General features: G+C 53.1%; 14 protein-coding genes. 3 read left to right on the top strand and 11 right to left on the bottom strand.

Translation table 11 applies throughout. From position 1 onward, the window contains the following. Positions 1–16 precede the first annotated feature (16 nt). The 8 genes from KI809_RS14330 to rpoH form a co-directional block, all read right to left on the bottom strand. Entirely contained in the window at positions 17–5,131 is a 5,115-nt protein-coding gene (locus KI809_RS14330) for a CxxxxCH/CxxCH domain c-type cytochrome (RefSeq protein ID WP_214172268.1), read from the bottom strand. A 194-nt stretch (positions 5,132–5,325) separates the two neighbouring features. Continuing rightward, on the bottom strand, positions 5,326–6,480 hold the full coding sequence (locus KI809_RS14325; RefSeq protein ID WP_214172534.1) for an ABC transporter permease: 1,155 nt from the start codon (positions 6,478–6,480) through the stop codon (positions 5,326–5,328). Between the two features lie 4 nt (positions 6,481–6,484). Continuing rightward, a complete protein-coding gene (locus KI809_RS14320; RefSeq protein ID WP_214172267.1) occupies positions 6,485–7,186 on the bottom strand; it encodes an ABC transporter ATP-binding protein in 702 nt (233 codons plus the stop codon). Between the two features lie 12 nt (positions 7,187–7,198). Continuing rightward, complete coding sequence (locus KI809_RS14315) at positions 7,199–8,389, bottom strand: PP2C family protein-serine/threonine phosphatase (RefSeq protein WP_214172266.1); 1,191 nt, start codon at positions 8,387–8,389, stop codon at positions 7,199–7,201. 9 nt (positions 8,390–8,398) lie between these two features. After that, positions 8,399–9,616 (bottom strand): efflux RND transporter periplasmic adaptor subunit, encoded by a 1,218-nt coding sequence (locus tag KI809_RS14310; protein ID WP_214172265.1) that lies wholly within the window; start codon positions 9,614–9,616, stop codon positions 8,399–8,401. Positions 9,617–9,687: 71 nt separating this feature from the next. Then, positions 9,688–10,266 carry a superoxide dismutase gene (locus KI809_RS14305; RefSeq protein ID WP_214172264.1) on the bottom strand — a complete coding sequence of 193 codons (579 nt, stop codon included), beginning with the start codon at positions 10,264–10,266 and terminating at the stop codon, positions 9,688–9,690. An 80-nt stretch (positions 10,267–10,346) separates the two neighbouring features. Then, a complete protein-coding gene (locus tag KI809_RS14300; protein WP_214172533.1) occupies positions 10,347–11,102 on the bottom strand; it encodes a HesA/MoeB/ThiF family protein in 756 nt (251 codons plus the stop codon). Positions 11,103–11,174: 72 nt separating this feature from the next. Beyond that, positions 11,175–12,035: an RNA polymerase sigma factor RpoH gene (gene rpoH / locus KI809_RS14295; RefSeq protein WP_214172263.1), complete on the bottom strand. Its 861-nt coding sequence runs from the start codon at positions 12,033–12,035 to the stop codon at positions 11,175–11,177. Positions 12,036–12,326: 291 nt separating this feature from the next. Here rpoH and KI809_RS14290 point away from each other — a divergent pair, with 291 nt between their 5' ends. From KI809_RS14290 to KI809_RS14280, 3 genes are all read left to right on the top strand, one after another. Then, the gene (locus tag KI809_RS14290) at positions 12,327–12,707 is read left to right on the top strand and encodes a PilZ domain-containing protein (protein ID WP_214172262.1); all 381 of its coding nucleotides are present in this window, start codon (positions 12,327–12,329) and stop codon (positions 12,705–12,707) included. A 96-nt stretch (positions 12,708–12,803) separates the two neighbouring features. Continuing rightward, on the top strand, positions 12,804–16,034 hold the full coding sequence (locus KI809_RS14285) for a YhdP family protein (RefSeq protein ID WP_214172261.1): 3,231 nt from the start codon (positions 12,804–12,806) through the stop codon (positions 16,032–16,034). A 90-nt stretch (positions 16,035–16,124) separates the two neighbouring features. Then, the gene (locus tag KI809_RS14280) at positions 16,125–16,538 is read left to right on the top strand and encodes a hypothetical protein (RefSeq protein WP_214172260.1); all 414 of its coding nucleotides are present in this window, start codon (positions 16,125–16,127) and stop codon (positions 16,536–16,538) included. Between the two features lie 83 nt (positions 16,539–16,621). On the opposite strand, the gene KI809_RS14275 is transcribed toward KI809_RS14280, so the two are convergent. From KI809_RS14275 to cdaA, 3 genes are all read right to left on the bottom strand, one after another. Next, positions 16,622–18,253 carry a B12-binding domain-containing radical SAM protein gene (locus KI809_RS14275; RefSeq protein ID WP_214172259.1) on the bottom strand — a complete coding sequence of 544 codons (1,632 nt, stop codon included), beginning with the start codon at positions 18,251–18,253 and terminating at the stop codon, positions 16,622–16,624. A 64-nt stretch (positions 18,254–18,317) separates the two neighbouring features. Continuing rightward, positions 18,318–19,367, bottom strand: coding sequence for a C40 family peptidase (locus tag KI809_RS14270; RefSeq protein ID WP_214172258.1), 1,050 nt, complete (start codon positions 19,365–19,367; stop codon positions 18,318–18,320). A 91-nt stretch (positions 19,368–19,458) separates the two neighbouring features. Further along, positions 19,459–20,844, bottom strand: a complete 1,386-nt coding sequence (gene cdaA / locus KI809_RS14265; RefSeq protein WP_337833326.1) for a diadenylate cyclase CdaA — start codon at positions 20,842–20,844, stop codon at positions 19,459–19,461. Between the last annotated feature and the right edge of the window lie 107 nt (positions 20,845–20,951).

Here is a 20,951-nt window from a genome sequence, read left to right as displayed (position 1 = left end):
GTCAAATATCCTAGAATCAGTAGTAGCTGTTGCTGTGAGACGGAGTTGAACTGCTCGTGCCGTTCGGATTATCCCAAGGGGTCACCTGGTTCCAGTAGTTTTCCTGCGGCCATTGAGAGGGAACTGCAGGAGTTGACCCGTCAGATGGGTAGTCCGGGGAAATCGTCACACCAGAACGACGCAGGTGGCACTGGGTAAAGGCCTCATACTTATAGCGGTCTGCCTTGTAGGCCGGGTCATTAACCGAGGTTGTGTCCGTTCCGGTCGGGCTCTTGATAATACCGCCGATCGGGAAGCCAAAGTGACCGCCACCGGAATTGGCATAGTTGTAAATGTAGCCATTACCGGGGTAGGTATCGGCAGCAGAGGCCTTGCCACCAGAGGCAACGCGGCCGCGATGCTGGTAATCAAGACAGTTGGTAACCATTAATCTCGGCAAGGCCGAAGAGTGCGGCTGGTGACACTTGGAGCAGGTAAAGGAATGCTCGTTGTTCGCCCCCCACCCCTTGACTGTCTTGTGGACACGCTCCCGCGATTTCCAGTCAGGGTTGGCATTGGCAGTATTGGTCAGCTTGCCCTGCTGGTGACACCGCGTGCACAAACCGGCAAACTGGTTGTCGTTCTCGCTGATCCGATTGAAGGTATTGTACGGCGTTGCATTGGCAAAGGTATTCCGGTCGGTGTTCCAGCCAAGCGGAATCGTAGCAGACGGCTTGCGGTAGTACCAGCCGGAGTATTGGTGATTGCCGCCCCAACGATAAGGGGGTGTGGCCGTGCCGCCGCTGGTGGCATTTGCCGGCGGAGCATCTTCCTTGTACGGGCTGGTCATCCAGGTACCCTTGAGCAACGGTACGGCGTATGACATCTGGTCGCCCAGTGTCGGTGAGACGCCATGCGGATCGTGACACGGCGTGCAAAGACCGTTGATCCGCTCATGGGAAGAGTAATTAAGCATACTTGAAGCAGAGAAATGGGTCCCTGCCACACTCGTCTTCCGGAATGGGAAGCGGGTGTAGCGTCCTTTGGTGCCGCCGCCGAAGCGAGGGCTGTCGTCATAGCCCATAATAGGTTGGGACGCCTCGAAGGTAGACTGATACCCCCAAGGTTTGGTTGCAGATGAATTCTGGGTTTCGTGACAGTCAAAACATTGTCCGGCACCGGCAGCATAGGTGTTTTTACCGGTAGTGTTCGGTTGGGCCATATAGGTTGCGGCATAGCCCCCCTTGTCTTTCTGGGTTTCCTTCAGGTTGGCACCGTTTTTGGTGTTATTGAAGGTCAGATAGCTGGAGGTCGTGCCATTGACCTTGGAACCGTGAGAGTTGTGACAATCGTAGCACTGGACATTCTTCACGCCGGCTCTGGTGTTTGGCGGAACAGCGTCATAGCCGTCGGCAGCGTTCCAGCCCCCCTGGTTCATGGCGGCATTGCCATGAGCAGAGAATGCTTTGGTGACCGTGTCCTTCTTATTGGCATTGGTCCAGGTTCCGGAGTTCACCTTGCCCCAACTGGTTGTCCCCAGTTGCGAGTAGCGGGTAGCGATCGACTGACCGTCCCAGGCATACTGGCGCGGGGTTTTGCAGTCTCCAAACGGCGAAGTATCGTTGTTCTGATCGGAATGGCATGAGAGGCAATGATTGTTGAGCTTGCCTACTTCAATCCGTTCGCTGACCGTATTGATCCGGTTTGCCAGGAACTGAACTGCCGAAGTGCTGCTATAGAAGGTCGGGCGAACGCCCGGCTGCCACACCACCAGATCGACCTTGGCGTTCTTGACCCCTGAATAGGTATTGAAGTTGAACCCTTCGTGTCTCGCCGGATCGATGGTACCGTATGGGGTCGCTTCCCAGTGGCAGGCATAACACTGCTTGCCGGTGAGGGTAACCCCTTGCACATGGTGGGAATTGCTGTTGAACTGGCCGACGACATCAGTCCTGCTGCCGATGATCCCGGAATGACACTTGACGCAGGTGACCGAAAGACCGAAAGCAACATGTTTGGGAACCGGCTTGGCATTGGCGTGGCAGGTGTTGCAGCTCTGGGAATCGGCATGGGCATCGGCAAACCGGTGCATATGGCAGGTCGTACAGATTTTGCCGCTATTGTGGCCATCGCTGAAGTTGCTCAGGTAGTGCTTCGAATCAGCCCCATGACAGACGTTGCAGAGTTTGTTGGGGCCACCGGCGTAATCAGTGCCGAATTTCTTCTGGGTGAACGACACCGGCGACCGGGAAACCGGAACGCCGAATTTCCCATCAGTGGCCGTAGCAACCTGGTCATGAATCATGTAGATGTTGGAATCACCATGGGGGTCATGGCAATCCCAGCAGAATTTCCCGCCACGCCAGGTGCCCAGATACTTTCCTTGGGCATTCTTGGTCCACCCTCCTGAGTTCAGGAATGTTCCGTAATGCTTCTTGCCGAAATGGGCAGCCGAGGCCCGCGCCTGCTTCGGCTTGATAAAGCCGGTACCGGGATTGAACCCAAGGGAATATTTTGCCGGGTTATTGGAGTGACAGAAGGTACACTGGCCATTGGAATCGTCGTCATGACACTGGAGACAAACCCCCATCATGACATACTGGCTCTTGATGTCGTTCTTCTGTTCGACATTCCAAGTGCCGGCTCCGGTAGAATGGCCTTTGTGCCCGCCGTTGGCAAAAGTCCCATCGTCGGAATCATGGCACGCAGCCAGAGTACAACCGCTAAGGTAGGTATGGGAAGGCCAGTCGGTACGGCTGCCGCCGGTTCGGAGCTTCACTGATATGCCGCCGGCAGTTGCCTGCGGAGCCAGGCTGTTCTGGCCGACGTGACAGTTGATGCACTCGTAATCCTTGTGCTCCATATGGCAGTAGACGCACTCCTTGTCAAAGCGCAGCTCGTACTGCTGATGTCTCCTGAGACGGAATGGATTGGCCGACTCTCCATGGAGAACAGTATTGTCGTGGCAGTACCAGCAGGGATTTGCCGGGAAATTAGCTGCCGGGTTATTGGAACCGGGGTAACGCCCTGACGTGGAGTAGCGGCCATGGCCGCTTGTTACCCAGTGATTGAGGTTGATCTTTGCCTGGGTCCCGTTGCCGAAACCGCCAAAGGTATCAAGATCCGCCTCATTACTGCCATGGCAGCCGAGACAGATGACACTGCCATTGATCGAGTCCCCCCACTTGGGAATCACGGTACCGCTATGGCACTTGGTATTGGTGCAGGTCTTGGTCGCAGGATTGTAAGTACCGCCATCGCTGAACGCGACATCCTTTTCCTTGTTAACATGGAAATCGGCGTTAATGTGGGCCGACTCCCTCATGCTGCCCAATGGTGTGCCACCAGTGTGACAGCTTCGGCAGTCACCATTGACAATAGTCACCGCATGACACTTGTTGCAGGTGAAATTGGTCTGGACATGACGGGGATGGGAGTTGGCCCGCAGCGTTCCAGGGCCGTCGTTCTTGAACATCGGCACTGCAGCGCGCCACTCCTGGCCACTGCTCCAACGGGTGTATACCGGCCAGAACCTGCCGTCATGCTCGGTGCCGTCGTGGCAGTTGCTGGTAGAGCAGGTATTGATCGAGTGGCCGTGGCAGCTGTTACAGTTGGTCCTACCCTGGTTCCAGCTGTAAGTCTTGTCAATGTCGGGGTTTATCGTGCCGTCGCTGTGGCAGTAAACGTTGTAGCAGGTTTTTCTGGCAGAGCTGTATGCAGGGAACGGTTTGTTGGTTATGCGCCAGTTGGGTGCAATAACTACGTCCTTGACCTTGTTGACATGCTTGGTTCTGTCTTTAATGCTGTTATCGGTATTAGCGGTGTCATAATGACAATAGTAGCAGGGATATTTCCTGATCCACTGAGCGCCAACCAATCTGCCGTGACCGGCAGAGCTCATTGTTGTCTGGGTTGCCCTGGTCCCGCGGTGGCATGAATCGCATTCGAGAGGGGTGGTGTCGGTCCAGACCACGGCTCTCTTTGGTGCATGGCCAAGGGCATCGCTGTGGCAATAGGTGTTGCTGCACCCCTTGGTGTCGGTGGCAAAATCACCTGCCTCATTAAAGGCCACATCCTTGATCTTGTTGACATGGAGCGATTTGTCCCTGATGGCTGGGGTATCGTTGACTGTGGCGGTATGACACTTCTCACAGGCAAAGGTATAAGAGTTAATATGCTTAGCATGCGCATTGGTTGCCATTGGCGAACCGCTGTCTTTGGTGCCGCCATGACAGCCGGCACAGTTTTCAGCCAGAGAACTGCCCCACTGCGGTTGCTTGTACAAACCAGGGTCATTGCCATCGCTATGGCAATAGAGATTCGAGCAGGTTCCGTTGCGCAAAGGGTGCTGGCTCGGCAGGTATCCGGCATTGACGCTACCAGCATAACTGCCGCCGCTGTTAGGAGGGGTGCTGAAGGTAACGGCATGGCTTCTGCGGCCAGCGCTTGTTGCATGGATGAACGGTTTCGGATCGGTTGTGTATGAAGGGTGGCATTTACTGCAGATAGTGCCGATGGTTCTTCCGGCAGCAGATGACAACGACGAAAAGTGCTTTACATGGCTGCCGGTTTCCGGAGGGGCCAGATGGCAGGAGTTGCAGTCTGACGGCACCATGAACGATTGGCTTCCCCAGACAGGAGTGGCAGTTTCAAAATGGCAGTTGACGTTGTTGCACTGCCCCAGAACAGGGGTAGCGGTCTGCGGAAATGCCGAGGTGGAGTTGGCGAAAACCGAGGTCTGATTTTTGTATCTGGCCGTTAAAGGTGAGCTGTTAATATTGGATGATACCTTGATCTTGCCGTCCCGGTGGCCGATGCCATAACTGTCAGTCCCAGGGTGGCATATCGTACAGTTAGATTTCGTTGCACCTTCAGGAAGATGGGTCCGGTGATTGCCGCGAAAACCGCCGGAAACAGGGTTTCTGCCTAGGTTGTCATCCAGGGGGCGATAATCGCCCTGGGTATCAGAAATCTTGGTGCCATGGCATTCATAACACTCGATTGAAGCCAGGGCACTGCCGGTAAAGAGAGTAAAAACCAGGAACAGCAGAAATAAAAACCGGGGATATCGGCTCGCACGCCTTAGTATCCCCGGACAACTAAGCTCATTAATTTGCAGACGGTCGGCTCGACGTCTATCTGATGGTCGCATTAAGTGAAACCTCTCTAATAAATAATCACTAACATAACTACTCGTTTATATTGACATATCATTATTAAAGCGAAAATAATATTTAAGTTAAAGTAATGAAAAAATTAATTACATAATTCAAATTATCGGTTATATGACCGCAAAATTAATGAGCATGCCGTGTTTTCAACGAATTCCGGATAACGAACATGCTCTCAGCCGATGCGACGCAGCCCATCTGCAACCTTGATGGTTGCGCCGCGCCAGGTAGGGAAAATCCCCGCTATGATGCCAACTGTAGCCGCTGCCGCCAAGTCAAGCAGCACGGTCTCTTGTGTTACCTGAAAAACCGGGAAAAACTGGGAAAGCTCTGTCTCGATCCAATGGGCTGCCGGGAATGTCGCAGCAATTCCCAGCATCCCGCCTGCCAGTGAGATTGCAAAAGATTCGCCAAAAATCACCCCGGCGATGTGTACTGTGCCAAAGCCAAGGGTCTTGAGAGTCGCGTATTCGGATATCCGCTCCCGGGCGGTCATCGCCATGGTGTTGGCAGCAACTACCATGATGATCACAATCACCACATAGGAAACGATCTGAATGGCAATCACGATTGCCTCGGTCATGGCTACAAAACTCAGCTGGAAGGCCTTTTCCGTCTCGGTCAGCGTCTCGGCAAGAGAGTTGCGAAACTGGTCATCTACCGCCTGTGCCACCTCTGCCGCCTGCTCAGGCCTCTTGACCCCCACCAGGAAGATCCCGGTCTGATCCGCTCGGCGCGGCATGGTTTTCTTGAGCGTCTCGTTCAGGTAGTCCCAGTGGAAGAAGAATTGACTCTCATCGGTGGTTCGTTCACTCCCCCGATAAATCCCGCGAAGCACGAAATCCCACTGACCGGGGAATATCGTCCCTTTAAGGGTAATCTGGTCGCCAATTTTCCATCCCTGCTTTAGCGCCAGCTTTCTTCCTGCCACTACCCCTTTACGATCCATCAGAAAGGCCTTGCGTTCATCATCGCTAAGCATGAACTCAGGATAAAGATCGAGATAATTGCCGGAAACGGCGAAGTTCGGGAAAAAGTTCTTCTCCGACTTGTATATCCCGCCGAACCAATTGGCGTTCGCTACCTTAGTCACCCCGGAAACCTGGCGGATCTTGTCGCGATACGATATGGGAAGAGAAAACACCAGGGAGATGGAGCTTCTGGTGACAAGCCGCGTGGCGGAAGACGACTCGGCACCCAGATACCAGAGCTCTACCAGGGTCCGTAGCAGACCGAACGCAATAACAGCAATGGCAACACCTGCTACCGTGAGCAGTGAGCGGAGAGGATGCCGAAAGGTATTCCGGATGATAAGCTTAAGGACAAACATTGGATCAGTGGGGATCTTGAAAGGGATCAGCAACCAGCAACCCCTTTTCGAGGTGAATTACGCGATGGGCCTTTTCAGCTGCCCGAGGGTCATGGGTGACCATGATCACAGTCTTGCCGAACTCCCTGACCAAACGATCCATCAGTTGCAGGATATCGCCGGCCGAAACCCGGTCAAGGTCACCGGTAGGCTCATCAGCAACGATTATTTCCGGGTCGGTAACGATTGCCCTGGCAATGGCCACCCGCTGCTGCTGGCCACCGGAAAGCTGCGAAGGGTAATGATCCATCCGGTCGGCAAGGCCAACCAGTTCAAGAACCATGGCAACATGGTTACGGCGTTCGCGCCGCGAAAGAGCAGTGAGCAACAGTGGTAGCTCTACATTTTCAAAAGCAGTCAGAACCGGGATCAGATTGTAGAACTGAAAGACAAAACCAACGTTCATTGACCTCCAGGATGCCATCTCGGTCTCGGAGAAGCGAGTAATCTCCTCCCCGCCGATCCGGATGGAGCCGCTGTCCACACTGTCGATACCGGCAATCAGGTTAAGCAGGGTACTCTTGCCGGAGCCAGATGGCCCCATCAGCGCCAGAAACTCACCCGATGCAATGGAAAAGGTGATGTCCTCAAGCACAGGCACCGTCTGACTGCCTCGGTGGTATGACTTTGCAACCCCCTTAATGTCAACCAGTGGATCAGAATTCATTCCGGCTCCGGGTTATCTAATATTCACCAGGAGAAGTGTCAGATCGTCCTTGAGCGGAGCGCCAGCAACAAACCGTTCCATTGCGCCAAGGATAGCTCCCAGTTCTTCCTGGCAATTTGCAAAATCAGCATCGGCAAATGCTGTGGCAAGCCGTTCCGAGCCAAACTGCTCCTCATGCAGGTTTTCTGCCTCTACCAGGCCATCAGTGAAGAGCAGAAAGCGGTCTCCTTGATCCAGGGAAACCATCTTTTCCTCGAACGTCACATGGGGCATCACACCAATGATCATCCCGTCTGCATTGAGTTCCTCCGTCAAGCCGTCTTTGCGGCGTAACAGCTGCGAGTTATGGCCAGCACTTGCGTAAGAGAGCTGCAGCTTGTTCTCATCAAACCGGAGATAGAACATGCTGACAAACAGTTCAGCCCTGGTCAGGTCGCCATATAGCGCTTCGTTCAGCATAGCAAGCATCTCGCCACAACCTCTATGCATGGCTGTCGGCTGCCCCTGCAGCGCCCCCCTGATCTCGGCAACAATCAAAGCCGAACCAACGTTGTGCCCGGCCACGTCAGCAATTACCAAGTCAATAACACCGTCACCCCTTTTGAACAGGTCGAAATAGTCCCCTCCCAGGTGTCCTGCAGGACGGTAGAGCGTAGCAAAGTCAAGCCGGCCAGTGGCCGGAAGAGCGTGAGGGATCAGCGCAGACTGGATGGCACCCGCAATCTCCATCTCCTTGGCAACCATCGCCTTCTCCTGAAGCGCAACGCGGATCTGTTCCGTCTGCTCCAGGACTTTCCGTTCCAATTCCTGCTCATGGGCCCGTTGCTCAAGGAACAGGCGGCGCTGTTCCAGAGTGTTTCTGACGGTTATTAGCAGCCGGTCCGCTGAGAATGGCTTGATCAGGTAATCCACGGCACCGAGGTGAATGCAACTCATAGCTGTTTCAGTGTCGGTGACGCTAGTCAGCATAACAACAAACGTGTCGGCGTAGAGTGTCCTCAAATCCTTCAGCAGCTCCAGGCCGGTGCGGCCAGGCATGACAATATCGCTGATCACCAGACTGAAGTCGCGGGTCTCCATAATCGAAAGCGCCTCATCGGCATCTTTCGCCTCCAGGCATTCATAGCCCTCTTCACGCAAGGTCTCGGTCAGCAATACGCGTATAGCCCTGCTGTCGTCCACCACCAGAATTGCGTCGCCCATGACAGCCACCTATTTTTTCTCCACAGCCTTCACTTTAACGCCGTCACCAAGCTTGTCTGATGGACGGTTGACGAGCAACTCTCCGGCAGTTACCCCCTTCAAGACCTCTATCAGGTCACCGATCGGCTCGCCGATTGTAATGACCACCTCTTTTGCTCGGCCATCCTTAAGAATAAACAGCTTTTTCACCCCACCACGTTCCCGTATCGCCTCTTTCGGCACAGCAATCCGTGGGCGCTGCTCCGCAGGCTTCACTTCCCGCTCAAGGAAGGCAACCTTTGCGCTCATTTCCGGAAGGATCCCCGGCGCGGTATCAAGGAAACGGACCTTGACCATGACACTTGCCTTGCTCCGGTCGGCAGTGGGCACGATTGTCTGCAGCAGCCCGCGAAACCGGGCGTCAGGCAGGGCATCAAGCTGGATCTCGCACGGCTGTCCCACCTTGATTTTCGCCAGGTTTGATTCGGACACATCGGCCTCAACCTGGACCGAACCAAGATCGGCAATGGTTACCACAGCAGCCTTGGCATTAGCGGCAGCCCCGATTGGAGTAACGATGTCGCCGACATCCGCATTTTTGGTGAGCACCACCCCGTCAAACGGGGCGCGGATCATGGTGTATTCCACAGCAGCCTTTGCAGCGGCAAGATTCGCCTCTGCGCTTGCGATCGTAGAAACTGCCCCTTTCTCGGCTGCTTTTGCCCGGCTCAGGCGCGCCTCAGCCGTGTCAAAGTCGGCCCGAGAGAGCACTCCTGATTCGACCAGCTGCTTTGCCCGGCCAAAGGCACGGTCGGCATCGAGCAGCTCAGCCCGCGCCTGCTCAAGACTTGCCCGTGCCGTTGCCACAGCCGCCGCAGCGTTGTCGCGACCGGCAGTTACATCCCTGTTTTCCAGCCGCGCCAGCAGTTGCCCTCCCTGGACATGGCTCCCTTCCTCTACGCCAAGCCATTCAAGCTGGCCAGTTGTTTTCGGCGCCACTGCTGCCTTTCTCTGGGCAACCACATAGCCACTGGCATTGAGAATGGTGAAACTCTGTGAGGGATAGATCTGACTGACTGTCACCGTCTCAACGGTGGCAACGGAAAACACCTTAACTGCAGAGGCAATCAATACCGCAAGTACCAGGATGACAGATCCAGCGACTATCAGCTTCCTGCCCCCACGCGGCTGTTTATAGCCGGTCGTTTTTTTATCAATTGCCAATCGGCTGAGATCAGTCTCGGACATGAAACAAACTCCACAAAAAAGCGGGGTTCATCACCCCGCTTGGTCAAATTAAGTTCAGCACCGATCAGAATCTACTTGATCCGGGCTTCAACAGCATTCCAATCAATGTTCTTGAAAAAGGACTCGATATAGTCAGCCCGCTTTAGCCCATAATCCAGCATGAATGCATGCTCAAACACGTCCATCACCAGGATTGGCTGACACCCGGACGGATTTGCCACATCATGCTCATTGACCCAGAAATTGATCAGCCGACCATTAGCCGGATCCTGGTAGAGCACCACCCAGCCTATGCCCCGCATGGCTCCGGTAGCACGAAACTCCTTTTCCCATGCTTCAACGCTGCCGAAACTCTCTGCCATCCTGGCTGCCAGCTTGCCGCTTTTGTTCAAAGGCGCAGTGCCGCCAAGGTTTTCGAAATACAGTTCGTGCAAGCGCATCCCGTTGAATTCCCACCCCAGGCGACGCTTCAGCTCCGCAAACTCGGGGGTAGCACCCTTGTCCGCCTTGATCATAGCATCAAGGGCATCAAGCACCTTGTTGGTGTTGGTCACATACCCCTGGTACAGCGTGAAATGGTTGTTGATCAATGCGTCGCTGAAGCCGGCCATGCCGACGAGCTTTGAATAGTCTTTGGCTGCATAAGTCATCTCTCGGTCTCCTTTAACAGTGAAATACGATCATGTAAAACGGATACCACGAAAGAAAGGAAATGCAAGCAAGGAGTTGGCTACATCTGGAGAGAGCTGCAGGCGGGGCAATGCGGAGAACGACGCAGCGGAACTTCTCGAAATTTCATCTTAAGGGAATCATAGGTCAGGAGCCGGTCGAGCAGCAGCTCACCAATCCCCAACAGCGATTTTATCGCCTCGGTTGCCTGGATAGTCCCGATTATGCCGGGCAACACCCCCAGGACTCCTGCTCGCGAACATGCCAGCGAAGTCGTTTCGTCGGGAGCTGCCGGGAAGATACAGCGATAACAGGCTGATTTACCCGGCAATACTGTCATGGTCTGACCGGAATACTTTAAAATACCGCCATGAGAGTAAGGTTTTCCCGCTGAGACGCAGGCGTCGTTGATCAGGAATTTTGCGTCAAAGTTATCGGTGCAGTCCAGGACAAAGTCGTATTGGGCCAACAGTTCCGCGATGTTGTCGCGTTCAATCCGAAATTGATGCGCAGTGAGCGTCAGGTCCGGGTTGATCGCAGCCAGTTTTGCCACGGCAGAGGCGGTCTTGGCAACACCGATATCTGCAGTAGCATGAAGAATCTGGCGTTGCAGATTCGACAGGTCCACGATATCGGAATCAGCGATACCGATTGAGCCGACTCCTGCTGCGGCAAGGTAGAGTGCAGCCGGAGACCCGAGGCCACCGGCGCCGATTATCAACACGCGACCGGTCAGCAATCTCTCCTGGCCGAGTTCTCCGACACCGTCAAGCATCAGATGCCGTGCGTATCGCTCTTTCTGGGGGTCAGTCAACATGCAGATCAGGATACAGAAAAGGGGTTGCTCTCGCAACCCCTTCATGCAGCAGGCAAAAAGCGGGCGTTATTCTCAAACGCCCTGTGCTTCAGCTAGGATCGGGGTTAAGGTATTCTTGATCTTTCTCAGGGCAGCTTCCTCAATCTGGCGCACCCGTTCGCGAGAGATCGAAAAATGGTCTGCGATATCCTGCAGGGTCAGCGGTTCGTCAGAGGTCACGCGCTTCTCGATTATGAAGCGCTCCTTTTCATTCAGTGTGGCAACGGCCTTGCCTATTTCACGGCTGAGTTCACGATTTACCTGCAGCTCTCCGAGCATCTCTTCCTGATTAAGCCGGTCATCGGCAAGAGTCTCCAGCATGGTGGCCCCATCCTCATCGCCAAACTCGGCATCAAGGGAAAATTCGCCACGCATTCTCTGCCCCATCTCAATCAGCTCAGACTCTTTCACGTCAAGCGATGCTGCTGCCGCCTTGGTGTCGTCGCCGCCCATAAGGCTCTTAATGGCATTCTTGGCCTGGTTCATCTTGAAGAAAAGCTTTTTCTGCGCCTGGGTAGTGCCGATTTTCAGCAGGCTCCAGGTAGAAATTATGTAATTCTGGATATAGGCGCGGATCCACCACACAGCATACGAGATCAGACGGATGCCCCGATACGGGTCGTATTTCCTGACTGCCATCATCAGGCCGATATTCCCTTCTTGGATCAGGTCGATCATCTTCATCCCGTAGGAACGGTACTCGGCAGCTATTTTTACGACAAAACGCAGGTTCGCAGTAATCAGACGGTGAGCAGCCTCGATGTCCTTGTCTCGGTAAAAGCGAACCGCCAGCTCATGCTCTTCCTCTGGTTCCAGAACCTTGAACTTCTTTATTTCAGCCATGTACAAGGAAAGACTATCCGAAACAACCGGCAGATTCATTGTTGTTGTCATATCTAACACCTCCTGCTGCGCCATCAAACTCGTTAGCACTCTATTTCTCTGAGTGCTAAAACTATAACAATAAACTGTTTAAATTTCAAGGGGTGTCTACTATTTTCCATTCAAACCAAGTCCAGTGGAAATACCCGAAGCCAACAGATAAGCCAATGAATCCCTGTCTCCCCGGCTTTCTCTGCTTGACAAACTCAGGTATTATGGTCAATTAGAAACGTATAAGTTGAGATTTATAGCTATTGAAATTATTATTCCTTTTTATTGCTTGGCACTATAGGAGGCCGCTTCATGGAAAAGCGCAACTTCTCGCGAATCACATTCAATGTTGGCACTGTTATCAAATGGCAAGACAAGAGCCTTAAGGGAGAAGTTGAGAACCTCAGCCTCCAGGGGATGCTCGCCCGGATAACCGACCCCCTTCCCACTGGCGAAGAGGTTGAAATAACCATTTATCTCACCGGCGTTTCTCCTCAGATCCCGATAAACCTGCAAGGGGAAGTCATCCGGAGTTCCGAGGAAGGGCTGGCCCTTAAATTCATCAAAATGAATACTGACTCTTTCATCCACCTGCGTAACATAATGGCTCATAACACCGGTGACAGCAGCAAGGTCATGGATGAGCTGTTCAGCTTCATAAAACACAAGCAAGAGTCTGTCGATAACCACTGATCAATGCCTTGCAGGCAAGGCAAGCACCTCTCCTTTCAAACACCGGCCTTTTAACAAAACAGGCATCAGACTCTTATTGGTCGCTGATTGTCCACCATGATCATTAAACGCCCCATAATCCTTACCATAATCATCAGTGCCGCAATCCTGGCAAGTGCACTGTATCTGGCGCCACAACTTCTGAATCGTTATCTTGACCTGGATACCTACAAAAGCGAAATCCTTGCCCAGGTCGAAGAAACGCTGAACAGGAAAGTGCTTTACACTAAGGGTGATTTTTCCTTATCCCCAGGCCCAACCTTCTCGTTCAGCAATATCGTGATAAAGGAGAAAGACGGGTTTTCCGACTTCATAACTGCCGAGAGGGTTAATTTCAAGCTTTCTCTGTTCCAACTACTGGAAGGAAATATTGCCCTTTCGGAACTGAAGCTCGAAAAGCCTGTAATAACAATAATCCGCAACCAAGCCGGCGAGTTTAACATCAGCGACCTGCTGACCAGCAAGGACAGCAGCAAAACCATGAATGTCAGGGGCATAAGCCTTTCTAAAGCAGCCATTAGGTTTTCTGATATGGCTGTGGCGGCGGAAGGTTTTAATCTAACCCTTTCCGAAGCAGACCTGGCGCTGGACAACCTCGCACGGGGTAAAAAAACCGGCTTCACCCTGAACACCTTATTGCAGACTGCCGGACAAAAAAGCACGCTAACCCTTAATGGGACCCTGCGTCTGCCAAAGCAGGGGAAACCGCTTTCCGAAAGTGACCTCAATGCCAAGATCAAGGCCAAGAATCTCCCTCCTGGCCACTTCTGGGGATACTACTCCCGCTATCTCCCCTTTAGAAAGATCAGCGGTCTTTTCGACCTCGACCTCACGCTGAAAGGTAAGCCTCAAAATTTTACCTCTTCCGGAGGGATAACAGTAGCCGGTCTCCGTTTTGACTACCCACAGGTGTTTCATTCAGTGCTCACCCCCAAAGACCTCCATGTCGAGTACAATCTCGAGCGCACTCCGACCGCCGTCAAGGTCAAGTCAATTGCCTTGAGAGTTGATAATCTGAAAGTAAAGGGAAGTTGTGACATCCTCGACATCAATACCAGAGACCCGAGGATCACGGCCAAGGCAACGACTTCCAACTTCAGGCTTGAAGAGTTCAGAGGCTATATCCCTTACGGCATAATCGTCAAGGATACCGCCGATTACATTGAGCAGCACATCATGGGTGGAGTCTACCGACTTGATGAAGGGTCGCTTGATGGCAGGATCAGCCAGATACTGCACATGGAAAAAGGGGAAAACTACAACATCCTCTACATTCGAGGTAAGGTTGAGCAGGGCCTGATCTCCTACGGCCCTGCGGTTCCGACCTTTAACAGCATCAAGGGTGGGCTGGAGATGAAAGGCAAGGATTTCATCCTCCACGGCATGACCGCCCGCTTCGGCACCTCACCCTTTACTCTGGAGGGGCGGATCACCGACTATCCACTCGTCACACCCTGTTCTTACCCGTTTTCCATGGAAATGAAACCGATGCAGCCGGAAATCGCCTGGCTCATGGGCCGGAAATGGGGGAACAGTCTGGGGTTCAGCGGAAACTCAACGCTGCAGCTGAAAGGGAGCGGCACATCCAGCAGTTACGGTCTCTCCGGGGATTGGGATCTCACCCAGGCGGCATACAACTATCCGGACCTGATCAGGAAGCCGGCAGGACGGCCCAACAGTGCCAGTTTCACCGGAGTCATCACCAGGCAGGAGATGAAGTTGACCGCGCTCCGCTACACACTTGCGCCGTTGACGCTTTCACTGGCGGCCAACTACCGTTATTCAGGCAATCCGTGGCTGGGACTGGATCTCAAAACCAACCGTTTCCAGATATCGGAAATAGCCGCAATGATCCCCAAGATATTGCCTTATCAACCGACCGGAATCATTCAGACATCGGTTCAGGGAGAATCTGCTACCGGAGAGCCTGCTGATTTGAGCTGGAAGGGAACAGCATTGATGTCAGGCTGTTCACTCAAACCTAGCGGCACGATTCGGCCATTAAGCGCAATCAACGGTGCCATCAACTTTTCAGGAAACACCCTGGAAACATCGCAGCTCTCAGTCCGGCTTGGCAGTTCGACCATCCAGGGGAAAGGCTCGATGACCGGCTACAGCACCCCATCCCTGAAACTGGTTTTTACATCGCCACTTCTGGACCCCCTTGATCTGGGACTTGCTCCGCCGGTCAAAGGGATGAAGGTCGCTAAGATCGCCGGCAACATCTCTTTAAAAGAAAACGACCTGAGCATTGCGGCTCTCTCAGGTCAAATCAACAAGACAAGTCTTGCAATCAAAGGTTCGATCCGTAACATCAGACAACATCCTAATGCCGATATCTCAGTCACCTCGCCCCATCTTAATGTTGATGACGTCCTACTTCTCACCTCTTTGGAGCAGGAAAAGCGCGGGGTTTCAGGCCCATCCCCTACGGTCAGGGCAGCCATAACCGCTGATTCGGTTCTGGCTCTTGATATCCCATTTGCCGTAGTCAAGGGCGATCTGCTGCTGGAAAACGGCATTCTCTATATTCAGCCACTTTCTGCGGCTCTTGCCGGTGGGAAATTTACCGGGAATATCAGAGTTGACACCAATGAGTCAGGCTCTTCAAGACGAATGCAGGTCGGGTGCAAACTTGAAGGCGCTTCAGCGGAAAAACTTCTTCGCGCCCTGGGGGTGAATAAACAAGAGATTACCGGGACTGTTGACCTTCAAGGCGAACTCTCGGCAAAAGGAGACTCAGGCGCAGAGATAAAACGTACGGCCCTCGGCTCGGCAAAAATCCGCATAGAAGAAGGTTCGTTACGACGCTTCGCCACCCTGTCGAAGGTATTTTCCATACTCAACGTGTCGCAACTCTTGAAATTCCAGCTCCCTGACATGGTTACCGGCGGCATGCCATTCAATGAAATGACCGGCAGCTTTGCCATCAAAGACGGGATAGTCTCCACCAGCAATCTCTACGTAGACAGTGACGCCATTAATATCTCAACCGTCGGGAGCTACAACCTTTACAAAGACGAGCTCGATGCGACCATCGGCGTAAAGCCGCTGCAGACAATCGACAAAGTTGTCAGCCGCATACCTCTGGTCGGCTGGATTCTCACCGGAAAGGACAAATCTTTGGTCACAGCCTACTTTGAAGCAAAGGGGAAATTGGAAAACCCTGAAGTAAAGGCAGTGCCGGTTAAAGGGATGGCAAAAGGCGTGCTTGACATTTTCCGCCGGATTTTTGAGCTGCCGGCCAGGCTGGTAACAGACACCGGAGAGGTGATTATCGGCAAGTAAATCCTTTATGTGATTTTTTTATTGTATTAAATTTCTTTCCTGTGATATTTTGTCAAACGGTCAATTACACCCCCCATAGGAGGTTCTAAGGTGAAAAAGCAGATAGTAGTAGTACTCGCAGTAGTAGCACTCGCAGCTTTCGGTTGTAACAAGAAGCAGGAAGCACCTAAAGCCGAAGCTCCGGCTGCAGCTCCGGCTGGCCAGGCAGCACCTGGTGCCCAGGGCGGCAATCCACACGCAGGCATCCAGAAGATCGAAATCCCTGCTGGCGCCGGTCACAAAGGCAAAGTTGTAGAAACAATGAACTCCGGCGGCTACACCTACGCTCTGGTTGAAGAAAATGGCCAGAAACTGTGGGTAGCTGTAATGGAAACCAAAGTTGAGAAAGGTGCACTCGTTGAGTTCCCTGATTCTCCGCCAATGGTTAACTTCCAGAGCAAGACCCTCAACAGAACATTTGACAAGATTATCTTTGCTCCAGGCCTCCGCATCGCCGGCAAGTAATCCTGTTTGAAATGCTTCGCAAAGAAAGGGCGAAACCGGTAGGTTTCGCCCTTTCTTTTTTCAGTAGTAATTCAACAGAACAGCTACCCCCCACATAGCTCAGCCGCCCGGCTTAAACACAAGCGTGACCGCTTTTTGTCCCCAATCAGCCGAAACAGTTCGCCCAGTGCCCGGTATGCCGGTTCGTGGTTCGGCACCAGCTCGCTTAGTCGCTGAAATGCCGCTATGGCCTCATCCACCCTGCCGGCATCACCGAACAACTCCCCTAAGGCAAGCCAACCCCAAGGGTTGTCCGGTTCATTGGTTATGATCTCGCGATATTCCCTCTCGGCACCCCGTTCATTGCCGCACAAAGCTTGAAACTCGCCGGCCATCAGGTTTGTCGTATGACAGAAACCCAGCTCTTTTTTCTGTCTTTTGTAATCAGCATCGGTAAACTGAGAGCTGTCAGCTGCAGACTCAACTGTTTTCAGCAATTTTCTGGTGGCTTTTTCGACATGCTGATCTCCCCGGACCGGGAAGGCGGGAGCCGGATTCTTCTCAAAAAGATCAGGACCCACCGCTCCTTTTTTTACAGCTTCGGCGAAAAGTGCGGTTCCCGGATAGTAGACCAGTGGCGAAACCTGACCATCACTGGGACGCATTGAGGCAATCAAGCGACAGGTAGCCTTGATGTCATCATCCGTCTCTTGGACCGTACCGGAAATAAGATAGATGGACAGCCGGATTCCTACTTCCCTGACCAGTTCCGCCGCGGCCTCGGATTCCGCCGGCGTTATTTTTTTGCCGAGACTTTCAAGGACTCTCAAAGATCCCGACTCAATCCCCAACTGGATGCACTCACACCCTGCCCGCTTCATCCATCCCAGCATCTCTCGATCAAGAGCATTCACCCTGGACTGACAGTTCCATAAAATGAAAATCCGCTGTTCAATGAGCAAGCGGCAGAACTCGATCACCCGCTTACGGTCAGCGGTAAAGGTATCGTCACGGATTGAAAAATATATAAGTCCGAACCGGTCCCGCAGAAAACGGATTTCGTCGACCATTGAACCGGGAGACCGAAATCGAAGCTTCCTTCCCCAGAAGAGGGGCGACGAACAGAACCTGCAGGTAGAGGGGCAACCACGAGAGGTAATGATGAACTCCAGTTGTTGCCGGGGATCGACACCGATACTGTTATTGAGGTATGTACCGGGGAAAGGAATTTCATCAAGGGTAGCCAATGGCGCGCGACTGCCGGCAAATACGGCACTGCCGTCTTCACCTCTGACAGCAAGCCCGGAAATACTGGTAAGCGAACCAGCCTTTCCGGCAAGGGCAGCAGCCAGATCCAGCATGGTCTGCTCCCCTTCCCCTAATGCGACGGCATCAACATCCGGCGAAGAGGCAAGAATTTCGCGCCAGCGGTAAGTTGCATGAGGCCCGCCAAGCAGGACAAAGCAGTCGGGGAGTACCGACTTTACAATCCTGGCAACTTCAAGGGTTTCGAACCGGTTGTGGGTGAACTGGGAAAGCCCTACAACAGAAGGGGAGTCAGCCCTCAGGCGGGAAACAATATCATGACTGTCCAGAAGGGAAAGATTTGCCACTCGGCTGTCAAAGCCTGCCTGGCAAAGTGCGGCATTGATCGAGAGCAACCCGATCGGCAGGAGCGAGGTATAAGGATCGTCCACTCCCTCAGGATGGGATTTATAGGCAAGCAAGATTCTCATAGCAAATCAGGGTACAAAAAAAATCCGGCCTTGCGACCGGATTTTGATGCTGTGCATGGGGCAATCAATTATTCAGCGATAGCCCCAAGGTATTCAGGGTATCGTTCTTGTCGGCCTCATCTGCCGATTCTTCCTCAATCCCGCTCAGCAGATCGTCAAACCGGAACAGATCGGGATTGATCTTTGAGATCCTTTTGGCGCCGAGATAGCGGGAACGGTAGTAATTGGAATTAAGAGAGGAGATGACAACCCGGCGGTCCCGTGAGGAAGCGTGGATCATACGGTTACCACCGAGATAGATGCCGACATGCGACGGGTATCGGGCATATGTCCGGAAAAAAACCAGATCGCCTTTTTTCAGATCACCGAGCGGCACCTGGCTGCCAACTTCAAACTGCTCTCTGGCACTGCGGGGCAGAGACACTTCCAGTTCCCGAAATACCTGCTGAACAAAAGCAGAGCAGTCCAGACCACTCCGGGAATTACCACCAAAACGGTAACGGGTTCCCAGGAAACCGTAAGCGGCATTCTTTAGCTGTTTGGCATTGTCCAGTTGCGCTTCGGCAATTGGCTTATGGATATCAGATGGGGTGCTGGGATCGGCTTCTGTAAGGTCACTCAGGCTTTGTTCATATTCCTTCTCGCTCAGGAGTTCCGAATAGCGCAGAGAATAACGCTTTGCAACCTTTGGGGCAGCAATCTCCTCCTTGGAGGCATCAACCTCGCGCAGCGCTATGACCTGACCAAGCTTCAGGCGCTTTTTACCGATATTATTGAGCCGTTTCAGGTCGGCAACAGCAACTCCGGTTTTCTTGGCGATCCGAGCAACGGTATCACCACGCTTGACTTTGTAAGTTGCCGGATTTTCGGTTTCAGGGGCATTTGAATCAGCTTGCAGGTTACGCGGAGGGATGATCAGAATATCGCCCTTTTTGACTTGGGCGCTGACAAGATTATTGGCGCTTTTCAGCTCATCAACGGAAACATGGTATTTCCGGGCGAGCGAAGTGAGGGTCTCGGTTTTCTTGACCTTGTGGGTTTTGGCTGCATGTGACAGAGAAGGAATTGTTGCAAGGCAAATGCAGAGCATCAATACTCGTAGGCAGTTCCGCATGCTTCCCCCTTTTTTTGTTTTAAAATAAATCACAAGCGCCAAAATTTATATAACAAAATACCTCTCATGTCAAGCCCGGAAGACAATAAAATTACCTTTCACTAGTAATTACACGGAGTTTGACCTGCCCATCATAAAGCACGTTAACCATTGGCGCCGGTCTCTGCAGAGGTCTTTCAACTACCTCGTTTTTTCTGACAGCAGCAAGATCCAGCGGCTCCGTTTCCACTGCTTCCAGACGGCTGACAACCGATGCCGGCCCTTCGACCGAAACCATCTCGGGCTCCACCGCTATCCGGCGCACGCGAGAATTGCCGTTCAGGCGGCCAAAAATCCTGGTTTTGATGCGCAACTCCCGGCGTATCTTACGGTCGGCATGAATCCGCACTGATGACGGCTTTACTGAAGTAACAACAACTCCCAGCGGCAATTTGAAGTCCTCGGTACGAATCGGCAACATACTCGTGCCTTCGTGGAGCTTTGCCAAATTGATATCGGCAACAATATCGAGCTGTCGTGGCGACGGGATCAGGTTGGAGAACACATTAAGCTGCACCTCCACATCCTCAGGCACGCTTTTCAGCAACACCACATCGTCAGGGAGATTATGGAACTTTATCGGCACGGTAACCGAAACAACCCCCCCCTGCTTTACCGCAATAACCAGCCAGCAGACCAGCACAATCCCGACCGTCACGACCTTTGGCCAAAAGTTCCTGAGTAACCGGTCCTTGACGGTCTCTTTTTCCACAATCGGCGAAGCCGCTGACAAAAGCCCGGTCAACCGTGCCGAAAGCGACTCCGGCGAATCAACCTTCTCGATCTCGCCGGAAACGGCCAGAGTTACTTCGCCCCGCTCCTCTGAAACCATGACCGCAACAGCGTCGGAGCGCTCGACAAGGCCGATGCCGGCCCGATGCCGTGTGCCAAAATGCCTCGGCAGGTCAGAGTTGAGAGAAAGCGGCAGATGACACGATGCCTGCGCGACCCTGCCGTCTTTTATCAGGACCGCGCCATCGTGCAGCGGGGTGCCGTTCTTGAAGATAGTCGCGATCAGCTGGCCGCCGGCCAGGCTGTCCAGAAGAACGCCATGGTGCAGGTACTCGTCAATCGGTTCGCGGCGCTGGAATACCACCAGAGCGCCGGTGCGCTCCGCTGCCAGAGAAAAAAGAGCTGCAGAGATCTCCATCAGATCCAGTTGCTGGAGATTGCCTTGGCGGCCGAAGAAATTGCGGAGCAGGCTGAACCGGTACAGCGCCTGACGGATCTCCACCTGGAAAATCACGATTATGACCACAAAGACTACGGTCCCCAGCTCCTGGAGAATCCAGCTGGTCATGAACAGGCCGAGGGTCCGCGTGACCATGTAGAGAATCGCCAGAAATGCGAGCCCCAGCACTACCTGTAACGCCTTGGTGTTCTTGAACCAGCTGTAGAGCTGATACACAAGAACACTCATAATGATAATATCTGCTATGTCCTGCGGCCTGATGTAAGGGAGCAGAGTTGCCTCCAGAGACGATTTGAGTGGCGAAGCTGTAAGCTGTGTGGTAATAAATCAGTTCGGAAGGTGGCTCGTTATAC

Source organism: Geoanaerobacter pelophilus, assembly GCF_018476885.1.
In the GTDB taxonomy this organism is placed as follows: domain Bacteria; phylum Desulfobacterota; class Desulfuromonadia; order Geobacterales; family DSM-12255; genus Geoanaerobacter; species Geoanaerobacter pelophilus.
This window is presented reverse-complemented; position numbering and strand designations above follow the sequence as displayed.